This is a genomic window from Nocardia sp. NPDC058499, from assembly GCF_042719915.1.
Taxonomy (GTDB): domain Bacteria; phylum Actinomycetota; class Actinomycetes; order Mycobacteriales; family Mycobacteriaceae; genus Nocardia.
Genome location: NZ_JBHXMZ010000003.1, coordinates 287,272 through 304,256, shown reverse-complemented (window position 1 = coordinate 304,256; position 16,985 = coordinate 287,272). Strand labels below are relative to the sequence as shown.

At 66.0% G+C, this 16,985-nt stretch carries 21 protein-coding genes; 11 read left to right on the top strand and 10 right to left on the bottom strand.

Annotated features, from left to right (window positions below; genetic code table 11):
* Nucleotides 1-50 precede the first annotated feature (50 nt).
* The 4 genes from ACFWPH_RS11585 to ACFWPH_RS11570 all read left to right on the top strand — a co-directional run bounded on the left by ACFWPH_RS11585 (nt 51) and on the right by ACFWPH_RS11570 (nt 3,764).
* Nucleotides 51-1,049, top strand: a complete 999-nt coding sequence (locus ACFWPH_RS11585; protein ID WP_378750668.1) for an NAD-dependent epimerase/dehydratase family protein — start codon at nt 51-53, stop codon at nt 1,047-1,049.
* On the top strand, nt 952-1,983 hold the full coding sequence (locus ACFWPH_RS11580; RefSeq protein WP_378750666.1) for a class I SAM-dependent DNA methyltransferase: 1,032 nt from the start codon (nt 952-954) through the stop codon (nt 1,981-1,983). The genes ACFWPH_RS11585 and ACFWPH_RS11580 overlap by 98 nt, the downstream gene beginning before the upstream one ends.
* A gap of 330 nt (nt 1,984-2,313) precedes the next feature.
* Nucleotides 2,314-3,105 carry a phytanoyl-CoA dioxygenase family protein gene (locus ACFWPH_RS11575; protein WP_378750024.1) on the top strand — a complete coding sequence of 264 codons (792 nt, stop codon included), beginning with the start codon at nt 2,314-2,316 and terminating at the stop codon, nt 3,103-3,105.
* Nucleotides 3,102-3,764: a GyrI-like domain-containing protein gene (locus ACFWPH_RS11570; protein ID WP_378750022.1), complete on the top strand. Its 663-nt coding sequence runs from the start codon at nt 3,102-3,104 to the stop codon at nt 3,762-3,764. Before ACFWPH_RS11575 ends, ACFWPH_RS11570 begins: the two co-directional genes overlap by 4 nt.
* 75 nt (nt 3,765-3,839) lie before the next feature.
* On the opposite strand, the gene ACFWPH_RS11565 is transcribed toward ACFWPH_RS11570, so the two are convergent.
* Nucleotides 3,840-4,943 carry an alkene reductase gene (locus tag ACFWPH_RS11565; RefSeq protein ID WP_378750020.1) on the bottom strand — a complete coding sequence of 368 codons (1,104 nt, stop codon included), beginning with the start codon at nt 4,941-4,943 and terminating at the stop codon, nt 3,840-3,842.
* A 65-nt stretch (nt 4,944-5,008) separates the two neighbouring features.
* On the opposite strand from ACFWPH_RS11565, the gene ACFWPH_RS11560 reads away from it, so the two are divergent.
* On the top strand, nt 5,009-5,383 hold the full coding sequence (locus ACFWPH_RS11560; protein ID WP_378750664.1) for a MerR family transcriptional regulator: 375 nt from the start codon (nt 5,009-5,011) through the stop codon (nt 5,381-5,383).
* Between the two features lie 221 nt (nt 5,384-5,604).
* On the opposite strand, the gene ACFWPH_RS11555 is transcribed toward ACFWPH_RS11560, so the two are convergent.
* The 3 genes from ACFWPH_RS11555 to ACFWPH_RS11545 are packed head-to-tail and all read right to left on the bottom strand — an operon-like array spanning nt 5,605 to nt 7,080.
* Complete coding sequence (locus ACFWPH_RS11555; RefSeq protein WP_378750018.1) at nt 5,605-6,060, bottom strand: nuclear transport factor 2 family protein; 456 nt, start codon at nt 6,058-6,060, stop codon at nt 5,605-5,607.
* A gap of 25 nt (nt 6,061-6,085) precedes the next feature.
* Entirely contained in the window at nt 6,086-6,688 is a 603-nt protein-coding gene (locus ACFWPH_RS11550; protein ID WP_378750016.1) for a pyridoxamine 5'-phosphate oxidase family protein, read from the bottom strand.
* Nucleotides 6,689-6,690: 2 nt separating this feature from the next.
* Entirely contained in the window at nt 6,691-7,080 is a 390-nt protein-coding gene (locus ACFWPH_RS11545) for a hypothetical protein (RefSeq protein WP_378750014.1), read from the bottom strand.
* A 92-nt stretch (nt 7,081-7,172) separates the two neighbouring features.
* Between ACFWPH_RS11545 and ACFWPH_RS11540 the strand changes: the two genes are divergently transcribed.
* The 3 genes from ACFWPH_RS11540 (at nt 7,173) to ACFWPH_RS11530 (ending at nt 8,501) form a co-directional block, all read left to right on the top strand.
* A complete protein-coding gene (locus ACFWPH_RS11540; RefSeq protein WP_378750012.1) occupies nt 7,173-7,748 on the top strand; it encodes a TetR/AcrR family transcriptional regulator in 576 nt (191 codons plus the stop codon).
* Between the two features lie 124 nt (nt 7,749-7,872).
* Complete coding sequence (locus tag ACFWPH_RS11535) at nt 7,873-8,088, top strand: type II toxin-antitoxin system VapB family antitoxin (RefSeq protein WP_378750010.1); 216 nt, start codon at nt 7,873-7,875, stop codon at nt 8,086-8,088.
* Nucleotides 8,085-8,501: a PIN domain nuclease gene (locus ACFWPH_RS11530; RefSeq protein ID WP_378750008.1), complete on the top strand. Its 417-nt coding sequence runs from the start codon at nt 8,085-8,087 to the stop codon at nt 8,499-8,501. Before ACFWPH_RS11535 ends, ACFWPH_RS11530 begins: the two co-directional genes overlap by 4 nt.
* Here ACFWPH_RS11530 and hsaB read toward each other — a convergent pair.
* From hsaB to hsaA, 4 genes are all read right to left on the bottom strand, one after another.
* On the bottom strand, nt 8,498-9,118 hold the full coding sequence (gene hsaB / locus ACFWPH_RS11525; protein WP_378750006.1) for a 3-hydroxy-9,10-secoandrosta-1,3,5(10)-triene-9,17-dione monooxygenase reductase subunit: 621 nt from the start codon (nt 9,116-9,118) through the stop codon (nt 8,498-8,500). The genes ACFWPH_RS11530 and hsaB overlap by 4 nt on opposite strands.
* Before the next feature lie 91 nt (nt 9,119-9,209).
* Nucleotides 9,210-10,109: an iron-dependent extradiol dioxygenase HsaC gene (hsaC, locus tag ACFWPH_RS11520; RefSeq protein WP_378750004.1), complete on the bottom strand. Its 900-nt coding sequence runs from the start codon at nt 10,107-10,109 to the stop codon at nt 9,210-9,212.
* A 2-nt stretch (nt 10,110-10,111) separates the two neighbouring features.
* Nucleotides 10,112-10,990, bottom strand: a complete 879-nt coding sequence (hsaD, locus tag ACFWPH_RS11515) for a 4,5:9,10-diseco-3-hydroxy-5,9,17-trioxoandrosta-1(10),2-diene-4-oate hydrolase (protein ID WP_378750002.1) — start codon at nt 10,988-10,990, stop codon at nt 10,112-10,114.
* The gene (hsaA, locus tag ACFWPH_RS11510; RefSeq protein WP_378750000.1) at nt 10,990-12,153 is read right to left on the bottom strand and encodes a 3-hydroxy-9,10-secoandrosta-1,3,5(10)-triene-9,17-dione monooxygenase oxygenase subunit; all 1,164 of its coding nucleotides are present in this window, start codon (nt 12,151-12,153) and stop codon (nt 10,990-10,992) included. Before hsaA ends, hsaD begins: the two co-directional genes overlap by 1 nt.
* Before the next feature lie 215 nt (nt 12,154-12,368).
* Between hsaA and ACFWPH_RS11505 the strand changes: the two genes are divergently transcribed.
* The 3 genes from ACFWPH_RS11505 to ACFWPH_RS11495 all read left to right on the top strand — a co-directional run bounded on the left by ACFWPH_RS11505 (nt 12,369) and on the right by ACFWPH_RS11495 (nt 15,427).
* Nucleotides 12,369-13,583 (top strand): Rieske 2Fe-2S domain-containing protein, encoded by a 1,215-nt coding sequence (locus ACFWPH_RS11505; protein WP_378749998.1) that lies wholly within the window; start codon nt 12,369-12,371, stop codon nt 13,581-13,583.
* A 1-nt stretch (nt 13,584) separates the two neighbouring features.
* Nucleotides 13,585-13,914, top strand: a complete 330-nt coding sequence (locus ACFWPH_RS11500; protein WP_378749996.1) for a hypothetical protein — start codon at nt 13,585-13,587, stop codon at nt 13,912-13,914.
* A gap of 91 nt (nt 13,915-14,005) precedes the next feature.
* Nucleotides 14,006-15,427, top strand: coding sequence for a hypothetical protein (locus ACFWPH_RS11495; RefSeq protein WP_378749994.1), 1,422 nt, complete (start codon nt 14,006-14,008; stop codon nt 15,425-15,427).
* 194 nt (nt 15,428-15,621) lie between these two features.
* Here the strand turns inward: ACFWPH_RS11495 and rsgA are convergent, their stop codons facing one another.
* Nucleotides 15,622-16,665 (bottom strand): ribosome small subunit-dependent GTPase A, encoded by a 1,044-nt coding sequence (gene rsgA, locus ACFWPH_RS11490; RefSeq protein ID WP_378749992.1) that lies wholly within the window; start codon nt 16,663-16,665, stop codon nt 15,622-15,624.
* Nucleotides 16,666-16,804: 139 nt separating this feature from the next.
* A complete protein-coding gene (locus ACFWPH_RS11485) occupies nt 16,805-16,975 on the bottom strand; it encodes a hypothetical protein (RefSeq protein WP_378749990.1) in 171 nt (56 codons plus the stop codon).
* Between the last annotated feature and the right edge of the window lie 10 nt (nt 16,976-16,985).

Here is a 16,985-nt window from a genome sequence, read left to right as displayed (position 1 = left end):
TGCATGGTCCCCGATTCCGCTCGTCGTCACTACCGGCAGAAAGCCAGGCCATGTACCATCTCGTCGTCACCGGCGGCGCGGGCTTTCTCGGCTCGCACCTGTGCCGCGCCCGGCTCGCGCGCGGCGACCGGGTCACCGCGATCGACAATCTCAGCACCGGTCGTATAGCCGCCGTCGCCGAGCTCACCGAGCATCCGCGCTTCTCCCTGCGTATCGCCGACACCGCCGATATCGGCACTTTCGCCGACCTCGGCATCGTCACCCATATCGCGCACCTCGCCTGTCCCGGCAGCCCGGTCGCCGCGGCGCGCGTAACCACCGCCACCCTGCGCTCCGCCGTCACCGGCACGCTTGCCGCCCTCGATGTCGCCGCCGCGCACCAGGCTCGCTTTGTCCTCGCCTCCGGTTGCGGACCGCACGACATCGAGTCGGAAGGCATCCGGGGGCGGGCGGCGCCCTGCGCGCAGAAGGCCGCGCACCTGCTTATGGAAACCGCGACCCGCAATTTCCCCGATACCCGCATCGCAATCGTGCGGCCCTTCGAGGTCTACGGCCCACATATGCGGCCGGCTGACGGTCGCGTCACCGCGCACCTGTGCGCTGCCGCGCTACGCGACCAGACAATCCGCCTCACCGATCCCAGTTTCCGGTCGTTCGTCTACATCGCCGACGCGACCGAATGCTTGTCGGCCGTCCTCGATTCCGATATCCCCGGTCCGATCGACCTCGGCGGTCCGTCCGCATCGATCGCCGACTTCGGCCGTACCGCATGCGAACTCGCGGGTACAGGCTGGATCGAATTCGCTCCCGTCGACCCAGCCACCATTATTCGCCCGCCGGCCCTCACCCGCACGCGCGCCGAACTCGGCTGGTACCCCACCACGCCGCTGCCCGTCGGTATCCACCACACCCTCGACTGGATGCGCCGGCCAATACTTCACTCCGCGCGAGCTGATCACAGGAATCGTCGATGTCATCGACCCACAGCCCACCGATACCGTCGTCGACCCGGCCTGCGGAACCGGTGGCTTCCTGCTCGTAGCCCATGAGCACGCCTCGCGCGGCGCCGAAAACCTCACACCCGCCCAGCGCGGCCATCTGCGCGACGATTTCGCCACCGGATTCGAGCTGGTCGACGGCACTGCTCGGCTGGCGGCGATGAATCTGCTGCTGCACGGCATCGGGCGCCCTGACGGTGATTCGCTCATCGAGGTTCGTGATGCGCTCCTCGCCGATCCCGGCAGGCGGTGGAGCACCGTACTGTCGAATCCGCCGTTCGGGCGGAAGTCGTCACTGACGATGGTCGGGGCGGATGGGCGGGAGGTACGCGAAGACCGGGAGATCGAACGCTCGGATTTCGTCGTCACCACCAGCAACAAACAGCTCAACTTCCTGCAGCACATCATGACGATCCTCGACATGAACGGCCGCGCCGCCGTGGTCCTGCCCGACAATGTGCTGTTCGAGGGCGGGGCCGGGCAGACCCTGCGCCGCAAACTGCTGGCCGATTTCGACCTGCACACGATTCTGCGGCTGCCCACCGGCATCTTCTACGCCCAGGGCGTGAAAGCAAATGTGCTTTTCTTCGATAAGAAGCCTGCCGCCGAACAGCCCTGGACCAGCAAACTGTGGGTATACGACCTGCGCACCAACCAGCACTTCACCCTGAAACAGAACCCGCTACGCCGCCGGCATCTCGACGAGTTCGTCGCGGCCTACTTGCCCGGCGAAGACCGTGCCCGGCGGACGGAATCCGAGCGGTGGAAATCGTTCGGCTACGACGAACTGATGGCGCGCGACAAGACCAACCTCGATATCACCTGGTTGCGCGACGAGTCCTTGGAGGACACCGACAACCTGCCTGCCCCCGAAATCATCGCCCGCGAGATAGTCGAAGACCTGACCGCCGCCTTGGCGGAGTTCGAAGCGGTCGCTGCGGCGCTGGAGAAAAACGGGGTGCCAGAGGCCGAGGCTGCCCACTGAGGGGCTTCAATCGGCGGTTCCGGCAGGACGGGGCATATCACAGTGACGATCCCAGGGGGTATATCTGTGGTGATATCATTTGTGTACGGGTTGATATCTCGGAGGTGGATGTGGCCAGGACTGTGATAGATCTCGATGATGAGCTGCTCGCCGAGGTGTCCAAACTGTTGCTCGCGATCGTGACTTCGACTGCGTGGCGGCAGTGACCGGCCAGCCGGTGCAGTGGATCGGCCGCCGAGGCTCCACCGGTTGACCCATGGTCGACTGCCACTGTGGTTCTTTCGTTATTGAGGTCGAGAACTGACCGGAAGAGCCGCTACCTTGGTGTTCGTGACGGATACCGCAGAAACCGCGCCCGCCCCTCTGTTTTCCGACGACCTCGTCGACCGCTACCGCCGCGACGGCTATCTCCATGTGCGCAATGTCCTCGACCCCGACGAGCTGACCGAGTTCCTCGCCGACGCTCGGACCCAGTTGGACCGGCAGCGCACGGTTGCCTGGGATGCCGAGGACGGGAACGTGATGGACTGGGTGGTCGAGCCCGAGCGGGTCAGCGAACCGATGCGGCGCTTGGCATTACATCCGGGAATCACCGGTATCGCGGAACGCCTGGCGGGCCGGCCGCTGCGGCTCTACAAATCCGAGCTGCTCCGCAAAGGAACCTCCGGTAGCGCGCCGACGCCGTTGCACACCGATGACCCCGCCTTCCCGCTCGATGCCGCTCCGGTAACTCTTACGGCCTGGGTGGCGCTCGTCGATGTGCCCGTCGAGCGCGGATGTATGACCTTCGTACCCGGATCGCACCAGTGGCCGGAGGGCACGGTTCCGCAGTTCGAGGACCCGTTCGCGGCCGCTCCCGAAGCCCGCTGGTGGCCGCAGGTCACCGTGCCGATCCGGGCCGGCGACTGCACCTTCCACAGTTCACGGCTCATCCATCGCGCCGGAGCCAATACCACCGATACCGCCCGGATCTCGCTGGCGACGGTGTACATGGACGCGGCGGCGATCTACCGCCCGATTCCGGGAATGACCTATTACGACCCGGTGCCCGACCGGGAACCGGGTCAACCGCTGGACAGCGATCGCTACCCCCGGGTCGGTTCCGCCCGCGGTGCCCGATGACGGGCAAAACCGACTTCAAGAAGACCCTCGACGCCTACCAGGCGAAACGCGACCGGTTCCGGATCGTGGAGGTACCCGATATGCAGTACCTCATGATCGACGGCCACGGGGATCCGAACACCTCACCCGTGTTCACCGCGGCGGTCGAAGCCCTGTACCCGGTGGCCTACAAGCTGAAGTTCGCCAGTAAACGCGACCTCGGCCGCGATTACGTGGTGATGCCGCTGGAGGGGCTGTGGTGGGCCGACGATATGGATTTCTTCACGGCGGTGCGGGATAAATCCAGGTGGAATTGGACGCTGATGATCATGGTCCCGGACTGGACCGACCGGGAGATGTTCGCGGCCGCCGTCGAGCAGGCCGAGGCGAAGAACCGCCCGGCCCGCCTGGACGACGTACGGCTGGAGACATTGTCCGAAGGACGTTGTGTGCAGACCTTGCATATCGGCTCCTTCGACGACGAGGCGGCGCTGCTCGCGCGGATGCACAACGAGTTCATTCCGGACAACGGACTGTGGATGGCCGGCAGGCACCACGAGATCTACCTGAGCGATTTCCGCAAGGTCGCGCCGGAGAAGCTGCGGACGGTCCTCCGCCAGCCCGTCGAGGATTCGCCGAATTCTCCGACCGACCCGACCTTGTCGGGCTCGGCGGACTGAACGCCACTTCGGTTGTATTCGCGGGGCCGTTCGCTCCGGCCGCGTGCCCTCCGACCGAGGCCGCGATGCCCGGCATCAGGCCGCGATATCCGGCAGCGCCGGATAGTCGATATAGCCCTCCGCTCCGCCCACATACATCAGCCCGCCCTCGCGTATTTCGTTCAGCGGTGCGCCGATACGCAGACGTCGGATCAGGTCCGGGGTGGTCAAGAAGGCGCGGCCGAGGGCGATGAAGTCGGCGCCGGCGGCGAGCAGGGCTTCGGCCTCGGAAACGATCGCTGCCGGATCGCGGGAATCGCCCGAATTCGCGGGATTGGCGATGAGGGTTCCGGACCAGCCGTCGCGGAGCCGGCGGAGCAGCGGGTCGGCCGGGTCGGACCGGACTATGTGCAGGTAGGCGAGTCCTCGGTCGGCGAGTGCGGTGGCGAGAGCTGGATAGAGGACGGCTGTGTCGTCTTCTTCGATCCCGTTGACAGGGTTCGCCGGGGAGATGCGCAACCCGACGCGGTGCGCGCCGATGGCGGCCGCGACCGCTTCGACGACCTCGACCGTGAACCGGATCCGGTTCGCGGCCGTGCCGCCGTAGGCGTCGGTGCGCCGGTTGGTGTTCGAGGCCAGGAATTGATGCAGCAGATAACCGTTCGCGCTGTGTACCTCGACCCCGGCGAAACCGGCGACAACCGCATTGCGCGCGGCGGCCACGAAATCGGCGACCGTCCGCTGGATATCGTCGACGGTCAACTCCTCCGGGACTACGGCTTCCCGGCGGCCGTTCGGGGTGTGAATCGTTTCGGGCAGTGCGATCGGCGAGGGAGCGACGGGTGTCAGCCCACTGTTGTCGGGATGCCCGACCCGGCCACCGTGCTGCAGTTGCAGGAACATCCGGCCGCCTCCCTGCTGTACGGCCTCGGTGACCTGCCGCCAGCCCGCGACATGCTCTGCGCGGTGGATACCGGGGATGTTCGGGTAGGTCTGACCGACCGGATTCGGGGTGGCGGCCTCGGCGATGATCAGCCCGGCCGTGGCGCGCTGGGCGTAGTAGGTCGCCATCAGGCCGGTTGGTGTGCCGTCCGCGGCCGCGCGGTTGCGCGTGAGCGGCGCCATCACGAGCCGATGCGACAGTTCGAGTTCACCGAGACGGGCCGGAGTGAATAGACGGCCGGTTGCTGTGGTTGTCATGTCTGGACGGTAAGACTTCACATCAATGTGAGGTTCAAGTCCGAATGAGGAACGGCGAGGTGAGAATGCGAATCGGCGAGCTGGCGCGGCGGACCGGAGTCAGTGAACGTTCACTGCGCTACTACGAGGAGCAGATGCTGCTGACGGCCGACCGCACACCGGGCGGTCACCGCGACTACCCGGAACCGGCGGTGGACCGGGTGATCTACATCCAGGAGTTGTTCGCGGCAGGGCTGTGCAGTAAGAAGATCGTGCAGATCCTGCCCTGCATGCGCGATACCGACGGCGGCGCCGGCGAGCACGCCACACCCGAGCTCGTGACCGAGCTGGAAGTAGAGCGGGACCGGATCAACCGGATGATCGCCGACCTCGTCCGATCCCGGGAGGTGCTCGACGAGGTGATCGAGCGGGCGGGCGCGGAGTTCGCTACCGCACGGTGATGACCGCGGCACCCACCGCGCCGATACACCGATCCGGCCGCCGCGTACCGGCAGGCCGGTGCTCGACCTCGTGGTTCGGTGGCGTCGGTCCGTGGGGAACGCGTTCGGCAGCATCTGTTCGATGTGCCGCCGGCCCACGCGGTCCGCTGTTCCGGCGGGGACTACCCGAAGCGTCGGTCGGCCCGATGCTGCCGCGGCCACGTCGTAGTGCAGCGGCGCATCTACTCGAGCGGAATGTCGCCCTCGTGCTCGGTGCGCGGACCGTGGATCCTGCGGTCGGCTTCGGCCATCGCGACATCGTTGATACTTGCCTCCCGGCGCCGCATCAGGCCGTGCTCGTCGAACTCCCACAGTTCATTGCCGTAGCTGCGCCACCAGCGGCCCGCGGTGTCGTGCCATTCGTATTGGAAGCGGACCGCGATGCGGTTGTCGCCGAAGCTCCACAAACTCTTGCGGAGTGCGTATTCCAGCTCGCGCTCCCATTTGGCGGTGAGGAACGCGACGATCTCGTCTCGTCCGGTGACGAACTGATCGCGGTTGCGCCAGACAGAGTCCGAGGTATAGGCCAGGGCCACGCGCTGGGGGTCGCGGGTATTCCAGGCGGCCTCGGCAGCTCGGACCTTCTGGAGCGCGGTTTCCGCGGTGAACGGAGGTAACGGTGGTCGGGTGTCGGTCATGACGACCTTTCATGGTGTGGACCGGTTACGACGGTGCGGCCTGCTGTGCGGCGAGCGCCGTCTCGAGTTGGCTGATTCGTTCTCGTAGTGGTTCGGTAGCGGCCCGCATTTCGTCGACGGTGAATCGCGGGGTGATGAACTTGGGGCAGTTCCAGTCGAAGGCCACCACATCGACCGTCAGGATGCCTTCGAGCCGGCCGGTGGCTCCGAGTCGGTCGAGTAATTCGGGTGCCGGGTCCGGGTCGAACCGGGCGTGGCCGAGTAGTTTGAGTCGCTTTCGGTTCGGATAGTCCACCGCGATGATGGCGACCCGGTCGTCGTGATCGAGGTGACCGGCGGTGATGTACTGACGGTTGCCGGTGCTTTCCGCCCAGGTCAACTGTGCCGGCCCGGTGACTTTCACGAAACCGGGTGCGCCGCCGCGATGCTGTACGTAGGGCCAGCCGTTGCTGCCGGTGGACGCGATGTAGAAACTGTCACGGCGCTGCAGGAACTCGGCCTCCGCCGCGCCCAGGCCGGCCGGCCCGGGCGCGGCGGAACGCGCGTGTTCGTAGCGATCGTATGAGCCTTTGCGGCGCTGGTGCCTCTGCTCGTCCGCTCCGAATGTGAGCGCAAAGAAATGCTGCATGGTCAGAACGCCAGGATCGAGTATCCGTTGTCGACGAGGATGCGCAGGCTGGCCACACCGGATGTCCCCGGCAGGGGGTTGTCCTTGATCAGCTCGAGGCCGCCGGCCCGGGCGCCGTCCCCGCCGCCGAAGAGATCGCTGCAGCCACAGGAGATGCCGGCGATGGTGTGCCGTACTGCCTGGTAGACGTCGTAGGCGGGGTGGTCCGGTGATTCCAGCAGCTCGGGCCAGCGGGTGCCCGCGCCCTGGAACTGCACCCGGACCTCGCCGCCGGCTTGGTCGAAGTCGTAGGCGGCGGCGAGGGCGTTGAACATGCGGCCGAGGGCTTCGTCGCCGCCGTTCGGGTCGCTCAGTACGAGTACTGCGGTCTTGGTCGTGGTGCCGGAACTCATTGTTGTCTCCTTGGGAGCCTCGGTGAGAACGGACGTTCTCACCGGCGTGAGTAGTCTAGGAGAACGATGGTTCTCAACGCAAGGAGGTCACTGTGGCGGACGAATCCGAAGCAGCGCAGGTGCTCGCCGCCGCCGATCGGCTGTTCAACGAGCGCGGGGTGCAGGCAGTCGGAATGGACAGCATCCGCGACGCCGCGAAGCTACCGCTGAAACGGCTTTACCGGCTCTTCCCTTCCAAATCCGCTCTGGTGTGTGCGGTACTGGAACAGCGCGACCGTGATGTGCGCACGGCGATCACCGAATATGTGGAGGCGCGGGCCGATACACCGGGCGAGCGGATCCTCGCCGTATTCGACTATCTGCTCGAATGGTTCGCCGAACCCGGGTTCCGGGGGTGCCTGTTCATCAACACCGTCGGCGAACTGGGTGGTACCTCCGACGATGTCGGCCGGATCGCCCGCCGGCACAAACTCGCGATGCGTGATTACCTGACCGAACTCGTCACCGCATGCTCCTATCCCGCCCAGCTGGCCGACCAGCTGATGATTCTCGCCAACGGCGCTATGGCCACGGCTGCCGTGCAGGGCGACGGTCCGCACGCAGCGCGGCACGCCCGCGCCGCGGCGGCGACCTTGCTGGCCGCGGCCGAACATCGCGAGATTTCGTGAACGCTCTGCGGTCCAGCACCTCTCGGTCGCTATCGCCAGAGCAAGAGTCCAGCGGTACTCCGCCGTCACGTTATGTATATTGAATGATATCATTGATGCTCAGATTGATATCTTGGAGGCGGATATGGCCAGGACTGTGATAGATCTCGATGACGAGCTACTCGTCGAGGTGTCGAAAGCCCTCGGAACGGGCACGAAGAAAGAGACCGTCAACGCTGCACTACGCGATGTCCTGGAGACGCGAAGGCGCGCAATGGCCTTGACGCGTCTGCAAGATGCCGCCGCCGACGGTGCTTTCGATCTTTCGCTGTTCGAAGACAAGCGAAACTACCGGCGGTGAGTGCGGCCGAGTTCCTTATCGATACCAGTGCACTGGTACCGCTGATCGGCCGTGATGCGGCGGCGGCAAGCTGGTTCGGCGCGGCCGCTGCCGGGCTTATCGCCGTCTGTCCGATCACTGAACTCGAATTTTTCTACAGCGCTCGGTCGGCGGCCGACCGTGAGCGGTTGATTCAGGAGATGCGAACCCTATTCGGGTGGGAACCGGTGGACGACCGGGCGTATGCCAGGGCCTGGGAGGTGCAGGGCTTGCTGACCGCCCGAGGTGAACATCGCAGCGCGGGCCCGGTCGACCTGGTGATCGCGGCAACCGCCGAACTTCGTGGGCTGACGCTTCTGCACCGCGACGGTGACTTCGACTGCGTGGCGGCCGTCACCGGCCAGTCGGTGCAGTGGCTCGGTCGCCGGAACTAGAGCCAGGTGTCCAGGGTGGTGGTGGTGAGGAAATCGTCCAGGTCGGCGCGCCAGGGGGCCGGGGTGGTCTTCTCCGGTTCGATAGCGGTGTACTGGCCGCGGTAGAACAGCAGCGGGCGGCCGTTCGCCGTCGCGGCGGTTTCCGTCATGGCCAGCACCCGGCCGATGACGATGTAGTGGTCGCCGCCGTCCACCACGCGGTCCACCTCGCATTCGATGGTGGCCAGCGAGTGGTCGAGCCGGGGGAGGCCGAGTTCGGACGTGTGCCAATCGGTTCCGGCGAACTTGTCCGGTTCGCGGGACCCGAATTTCGCGCAGACCGGTTGCTGCTCCTCGGCCAGGACGTTGGCGCAGAACCGGCCGTTGGCCTCGATCGCGGCCCAGGAACGTGAGCCCTTGGTCGGGCAGAACAGGACCAGCGGCGGGTCGAGGGACAGCGATGCGAAGGACTGGCAGGCGAAACCGACCGGGGTGTTGTCGTCGGTGAATGTGGTGATCACCGTGATACCGGTGCAGAACTGCCCGATGGTATTGCGGAACTGCCGTGGGTCGATGGTGGGCAGGGCTGCCGCTTCGGAGGCGCCGTCCGCCGGATCCGCTGATGCCGTCACGTTCATACCGTCCTTGCTGGTTCACGAAAGCTGCCGGCGGGCGGACCGCCGGATTGCGGCCGGCCCGGGGCGAGTATCGCACCGGGCCGGCCGTAGATCACTTGAATCCCACGGAGAAGTCGTGTCCCCACAGGCTCACCGCGGTGGATTCGCGGGCAATCCAGCTGTGGTCGTCGACTTCCAGTCCTTCACAACCGAATTCGACGTCGAAGCCGCCGGGTGTCTTCATATAGAACGACAGCATCTTGTCGTTGATATGACGGCCCAGGGTCGCCGACATCTTCACCTTCTTGCGCTGCGCGCGATCCAGGCAGAGGCCGACATCGTCGGAGTTCTCCACCTCGACCATGAGATGCACGATGCCGGTCGGGTTGGGCAGCGGCATGAACGCCAGCGCGTGGTGGCGGGGGTTGCAGCCGTAGAACCGCAGCCAGGCCGGGTCCCCGTCCTCCGGGCGACCCACCAACTGCGGCGGCAACCGCATGGAGTCCCGCAGCCGGAAACCGAGGACGTCCTGATAGAACGCCTGCGCGGCTGCATCGTCGGTGCAGGTCAGGACCACGTGTCCGAGGCCCTGCTCCGCGGTGACGAACTTGTGGCCGTAGGGGCTGACGAACCGGCGGCCGAGGTACTGCGCACCGTAGAACGCCTCGAGGGTGTTGTCGGAGGGATCCTGGAACCGGATCATGCCCTCTACGCGGCGTTCGTCCAGCTCTTCCTTGGTGCCCTCGGTGTAGGGGATGCCCTCCTTTTCGAGGGTTTCCCGGAGCCGCTGCAACGCGGGACCGTCGGTGACCTCCCAGCCGGAGACCAGCAGCCGGTCCTGCTCACCGGGCACGATCACCAGGCGCGCGGCGAAATCGTCCATGCGCAGGTAGAGCGCATCGGGGTTCGCGCCGGAACCTTCCATCATGCCGAGCACTTTCAGCCCGTACTCGCGCCAAGCCGCCATATCGGTGGCTTCGATACGCATATAGCCGAGTGCCTTGATACTCATTGTCATTTCTCCTTGACGCCGAGCAGGAAATCGGTGGCAAGCCGGTTGAATTCCGCGAACTTCTCGAGCTGCGCCCAATGCCCGCAACCCCCGAACACGTGCAACTGGGCGCGCGGAACCGACTTCAACGCCACCAGCGCACCGTCGAGCGGGTTCACCCGATCCTCGCGACCCCAGATGAGCAGTGTCGGCTGACGCAGCTTGTAGGCATCACGCCAGAGCATGCCCTTCTCGAAATCGGCACTGGCGAACGATTTGCCCATGGCCCGCATCGCCGCGATCGATTCCGGCTTCCTGGCCGATTCGAAACGCTCATCGATCAGTTCGTCGGTGACCAGCGCCTGGTCGAAGACCATGATCCGCAGGAAGGCCTCGATATTTTCCCGCGTCGGCTCATAGGTGAACTTCGACAGCAGTCGCACGCCCTCGGTCGGGTCGGGCGCGAACAGGTTCGTGCTCAGGCCGCCGGGGCCCATCAGGACCAGCTTCCCGGCCCGGTCGGGATAGTCGAGTGCGAACCGCACCGACGCCCCGCCGCCGAGTGAATTGCCCAGCAGGTGAACCCGATCGGTGATCTCCAGGGTGTCCAGCAGATCCTTCAGTGCCGACGCGCTGTGCACGAAGTACTGCGGATGTTCGGTGGGCTTGTCGGACTGCCCGTATCCGGGCTGGTCCACCGCGATCACATGGAAATCGCGAGCCAGCACCGGGATATTGCGGGAGAAGTTCGACCACGACGAAGCCCCCGGCCCGCCGCCGTGCAGCAGCACGATGGTGGGGCCGTTGCCGACCCCGGCCTCGTGATAATGCAGTTTCAGATCCGGCCGGACCTGCGCGAACTTCGAGGTGGACTCGTAGGTGAGTTCGGCGGTCGAGGTCATCACACCATCCCGTCCGAAACCGGCAGACCGAACTCGTGGGTGCCGTACATGAGGTACGCGCGCTCCGGATCGTTGGAGGCGTGTACCCGGCCGGCATGCGCGTCACGCCAGAACCGCTGCAGCGGAGTCCCGTTGACCAGGGCGGTTGCGCCGGAGCTCTCGAACAGTTTATCGATCGAGGCGATGGCCCGGCCGGTCGCGCGGACCTGGTCGCGCCGGGCGCGGACCCGCAGGTCGAACGGGATTTCCTTACCTTCGAGCAGCAGCGCGTATTCGTCGGCCACATTGCCCGACAGCTGCCGCCACGCGGCGTCGATATCGCTGGACGCCTCGGCGATCCGCACCTTGGTGAACGGATCCTCCTTGGCCTTCTCGCCGGCGTAGGCCGCGCGGACGCGCTTGCCCTGGTGCTCGACATGCGCCTCGTAGGCGCCGTAGGCCATACCGACGATCGGCGCGGAGATGGTGGTGGGGTGGATGGTGCCCCACGGCATCTTGTAGACCGGGTCGGTGTTGCGTTCCAGACCCGGCGACGTCAGGTCGTTCATGGTCTTGTAGCTCAGGAACCGGTGCGTGGGCACGAAAACGTCCTTCACCACGAGGGTGTTGGATCCGGTGCCGCGCAGGCCGACCACGTTCCAGACATCGTCGATCTCGTATTCCGAGCGCGGGATCAGGAAGCTGCCGAAATCGACCGGTTTGCCGTTCTTGATCACCGGTCCGCCGACGAAGGTCCAGTCGGCGTGACCCGAACCCGACGACCAGGCCCAGGATCCGCTGACCTGGTATCCGCCGTCGACCACGGTGCCCGCACCCATCGGCGCGTAGGAGGAGGAGATCCGCACATCGGTGTCCTCGCCCCACACCTCTTCCTGGGCTTCCTGGCCGAAGAGGGCCAGATGCCAGTTGTGCACGCCGATGATCCCGGCCACCCAGCCGGTGGAACCGCAGGCGCTGGCGATCTTGCGGACCGTGTCGTAGAAGACGACCGGGTCGGCCGCCAGTCCGCCCCACTGCTTGGGCTGCAACAGCCGGAAGAACCCGGCTTCCTGCAGGTCCTTGATCGATTCGTCGGGAATCTGCCGAAGGTCTTCGGCTTCCTGTGCGCGGGCGCGCAGCGTGGGCAATAGCGCTTCGACCCGTTCGGTCACTTCTCGCGTCATCTCCGGCCCTGCTCCTGCCTGGTCGTTTTGCTAACCGGTAGTTATCTGCTCGGCGCAGAATTTACCTCTGAGACTAGAACAGGTTCTTGTTCATGTCGAGAACCGGTGTCTGTGTGCTGCCGAAATGGGACTTGTGCTGGAAGTGATGCGAATAGGCTGGCGTTCGAGGCGCCAGTTTTGTAACGTGTTCTAGTACAGCAGGAGGAGGAATCGCGATGGCAGTAACCCCGGCAAGCGGTGGTGCGAAGGTGCGGGAGCTCGACGTCGGTTCGACCCCCACCCGGTACGCGCGCGGATGGCATTGCCTGGGCCTGGCGCAGAATTTCCGGGACGGCAAACCGCATTCGGTGCAGGCATTCGGCACCAAACTGGTGATCTGGGCCGACAGCGCCGGCGAATTACACGTACTCGACGCGTTCTGCCGCCATATGGGCGGAGATCTGAGTATGGGCGAGGTGAAGGGCGACGATATCGCCTGCCCGTTCCACGACTGGCGGTGGGGCGCGAACGGCAAATGCACGTCGATTCCCTACGCCCGGCGGGTTCCGCCGCTGGCCCGGACGCGGCGCTGGACCACGCTGGAGCGCAACGGTCAGCTCTTCGTCTGGCACGACCACGAGGGCAACGAACCGCCGCCCGAGGTCACCATCCCCTACATCGAGGGCCCCTACACCGATACCGACGGCAACCCGGTGGAGGAACTCGACAGCGGCTGGACGCAGTGGACCTGGAACTCGTTGCTGATCGAGGGCGCGAACTGCCGCGAGATCATCGACAACGTGGTGGATATGGCGCACTTCTTCTATATCCACTACGCCTTCCCCACCTACTTCAAGAACGTTTTCGAGGGCCACGTCGCCACTCAGTTCCTGGAGACCAAGGGGCGTCCCGACGTCGGGATGGGTGCCAAGTACGCCGGTGATCAGCTCCTGAAATCGGAGGCCTCGTACTTCGGGCCGTCGTACATGGTCAACCCGTTGGTCAACAGCTACGGGGGCTACGAGATCACGGTCAACCTGATCAACTGCCACTACCCGGTATCGCAGGATTCGTTCATGCTGCAGTGGGGTCTGACCGTCGAGAAGCCGAAGGGCCTCGACGACGCCACCGCGCAGAAACTGGCGGTGACGATGGCCGATTTCTTCGGCGACGGTTTCCTGCAGGACGTGGAGATCTGGAAGCACAAATCCAAGGTCGACAACCCGCTGCTCACCGAGGAAGACGGCCCGGTCTACCAGCTGCGGCGCTGGTACGACCAGTTCTACGTCGATGTCGCCGACGTGACCGAGAAGATGACTCAGCGCTTCGAGTTCGAGGTCGATACGACCAGGGCGAACGAGGCGTGGGAGGCCGAGGTCGAGGAGAATCTGCGGCGTAAGCGCGAAGAAGAGGCGGCGGCGGACGCCGACCAAGCGGAGGCGGGAGTCTGACATGCCCAGCTGGGCGAAAGCACCCGACTTCGCCGACCAGCCCGCGCGGCGGGACGCGGTGCGGGCCCAGACGGTCGTGGACCGGGAACGGTACCTGGAGGAAGGCCTGACACCGTTGCGGTGTCAGGCCTGCCATACCGAGGTGCTGGTTCGTAAGAGCAGTTCCCGGCAGACCTCCGTGCAATGGACCGGGGATCCGGCGTCCCAGTGCCCGGTCTTCGCCGAGATCAGCGCCAAAGGGCGCGGTCCGGGTCGCCCGGACACCTGCGAACGGTTGCAGAAAACTATCAAATGGGCCGTCGACGAGGGCGTTCTGCACGTCCCGGAGTAACGGTCCGGCGGTGCCTGCACGCTTCTGACCGGGCGGGAACGAGATAGCTCGATTGCGCCCGAACTAGAACGGGTTTCATTAATATGCCGCCATGCGTATAGCCCGTTCCGCCGTGCGAGCGCTGCCGGTGCTCGCCGCCGCGCTCGCACTGACCGCGGTACCGTCGAGTGCCGCACCGAACTGGGGTCCACTGGGTCCGGCGAATCCACATCTCGGCCCGCTCGGTACCGCAACCATGCACGGCGACGCCGGCTCCTCGGACGTGACCCCCCTCGCCGGGCCGGGCACGGACTGGGTGGTGCCCGCCGGTGACACGATGGCGGCGGCCTGCCCCACGATTCTGCAAGGGTCGGACGGAATGATCGTCGCGCTGTGCACGGCAATCATCGACCGCGCACCGACTGTCTATCTGTTCGATCCCGCGAAAGGGCCTATCGGGCCGGCGGCCGCGAAGATGAGTCTCACCAAGGGCAGCCTGCTGGGCGGCGTGTACGCCTATCTCGACAACGAGAACCGCTTGGTTGTCGTCGACGGAGAGCGGCGGCTGCTACGGATCGCGCATAATCGCGACGCCTCGGGTAAATGGGGGCTGACAGTAGCCGAGAACACCGACCTGACCGCGGTGATACCGGAGGGTGACGCGGTCACCGGTCTCGTACCGGACTGGTCGGGCAACGTCTGGTTCGCCACCGGCGGGGGACTGGTCGGCAAGGTCGGGCGTAACGGTGCGGTGACCACTCATCAGCTGCCGGCCGGCGAGCGAGTGGCGAACAGCATTTCGGCGTCACCGGACGGTGTGGCCGTCGCAACCACCCACGCACTGTACGAATTCGCGGCCGGCGGATCCGCTGCGCCGAAGCCGAAGTGGCGCGCCGCCTACGATCGCGGCCCGGCCCGGAAACCGGGCCAGCTCAGCTGGGGGACCGGCTCGACACCCACCTACTTCGGTCCCGGCGACGGCACCGAGTACCTCACGATCGTCGACAACGCCGCCGACCAGGTCCATCTGCTGGTCTACCGCGCCGGCACCGGCGAACTCGTCTGCAACCAGCCGGTACTCACCGAAGGCGGCCCCGGCAGCGAGAATTCCCCCATCGGTATCGGCCGCTCGGTGTTCGTGGCGAGCACCTACGGCTACCCGTATCCGACAGTCCCTGAAGACGCCGGCCCCGCCGAACCCGCCATCGCGCCGTTCTCGGGCGGGATGACGCGCGTCGATATCGACGACCAGGGCTGTCACACCGTGTGGGAAAACGATGTCCGCAGCGCCGCGGTACCGAAACTGTCCGCCGCCGACGGCAATATCTACACCGTCCTCCGGCTCGGTCTCGGCCTGACCACCCCTCTGGATGGCTATGCCTACGGCGTTATCGACCCCGCCACCGGTGAGGTCACCGCCAAACAACCGATGTCGGCCACGATCGTCGCCGACACCCTCCAGATGGCCGGCCTGACAACAACGAACGGCGAGCTCTGGCAGGGCACCATCACCGGCATCATGCGCATCCGCTGACCCGGCTTTTCGGTGCAGCGCTCGTCGCGTGGTCGGTTCCGGCTACGGGCCGCTGGTCTCCTGGGCGCTCGGTCCGAATCCGAGGTTGGTTGCTCGATCCGTCGGCGCCGTTGCGCGACGAGCCCCAGAGCGGCGGTCACGCGAGATGCTCCGCGTGACCGCCGCCCGACACGGTCACCTTCGGCGATCCAGGGTCAGCGGGTGCCGCGTTCCCGGTACATGCGACGCTGCTGTTTGGTGATACTGCGCCAGGCCTGGTCGCGTTCGGCCTGCAGCCGTTTATCGGAGCGGGCCTGCAACCAGGCGTTCTCCCGTGCGAGCTTGCGGTAGCTGTGCAGGCGGCGCGGGGTGAGGATGCCGGAGTCGACAGCATCGCGGACTGCGCAGCCCGGTTCGCGGTCGTGTGCGCAATCGTCGAAACGGCAATCGCGGGCCAGTTCCTCGATATCGCTGAAGGTCCGGCCGATTCCTTCGGCGGCGTCCCAAACACCCACGCCTCGGAGGCCGGGAGTGTCGATGAGTGTGCCGCCGCCCGGGAGTGGGCGCAGTTCCCGGTGCACCGTGGTGTGCCGGCCCTTCTTGTCGGCGCCGCGCACCTGATTCGTGGCGAAGATATCCGCGCCCAGCAGGGCGTTGGCGAGCGTGGATTTCCCGGCGCCGGACGGCCCGAGCAGTGCGACGGTGCCGTCGAGTACGGCGGCGAGCACGTCGAGACCGGCGCCGGTTTCTGCGCTGACGGCCAGCACCGTAGCGCCCGGAGCCACTGCGCGGACCTCGTCGAGCGGCACGTTGTCCGCCGCATCGGCTTTGGTGAGCGCGACGACCGGTTGGGCGCCGCCCTCCCAGACCAGGGCCAGCATTCGTTCGATCCGCCCCAGATCCACATCGCCGTCGGCGGCCGTGCAGATCAGCACGGTATCGACATTGGCGGCCAGGACCTGGCGCTCGGACCTTCCGGATGCCGAGGAGCGCGCGATCACCGAACGTCGTGGCAGCAGCGTCCGGACGTGGGACCGGGCGTCGAGGACCACCCAGTCGCCGGTGCACAGACCGCTGACCTCGGAGTCGGCGCGTGGGCAGGTGGCACGGGCGGGACCGTCCGGGGTGACCACCTCACATTCGCCGCGGTCCATCCGCACGATGCGCGCGGGGATGGATCCGGGATCGAGATGCGGCAGATAATCCTCGGCGACGCTTTCGGTCCAGCCGTAGGGGATGAGCAGGTCGTAGTCGACCATGGTGGAGAAATTCCTTCGTCGGGCGCCGAACCCGACCGGGTTCAGCGAGGGAGGTTCGGGATGGAGAACGCTGCGGCGCCGACCGGCACGGCCCGCCGCGGCATGACAATCCGACCGACTGTCACGTTCTCCACCTCCCTCACGACTCGCTGTTGTCCCGACACACTGCCACGGTGCCACTGCCCGCGCAACGCGTTTTTCCGCGCCGATCTCCGCCGGCCGCATACGCCTTGACCCGCAGTTGCTCGCCCGCCCCCAGTTCGGCATGCTGCCAATTGATATGCACCAGGTCGCGCGGTGTGCCGGTCATGGTGTTGAGC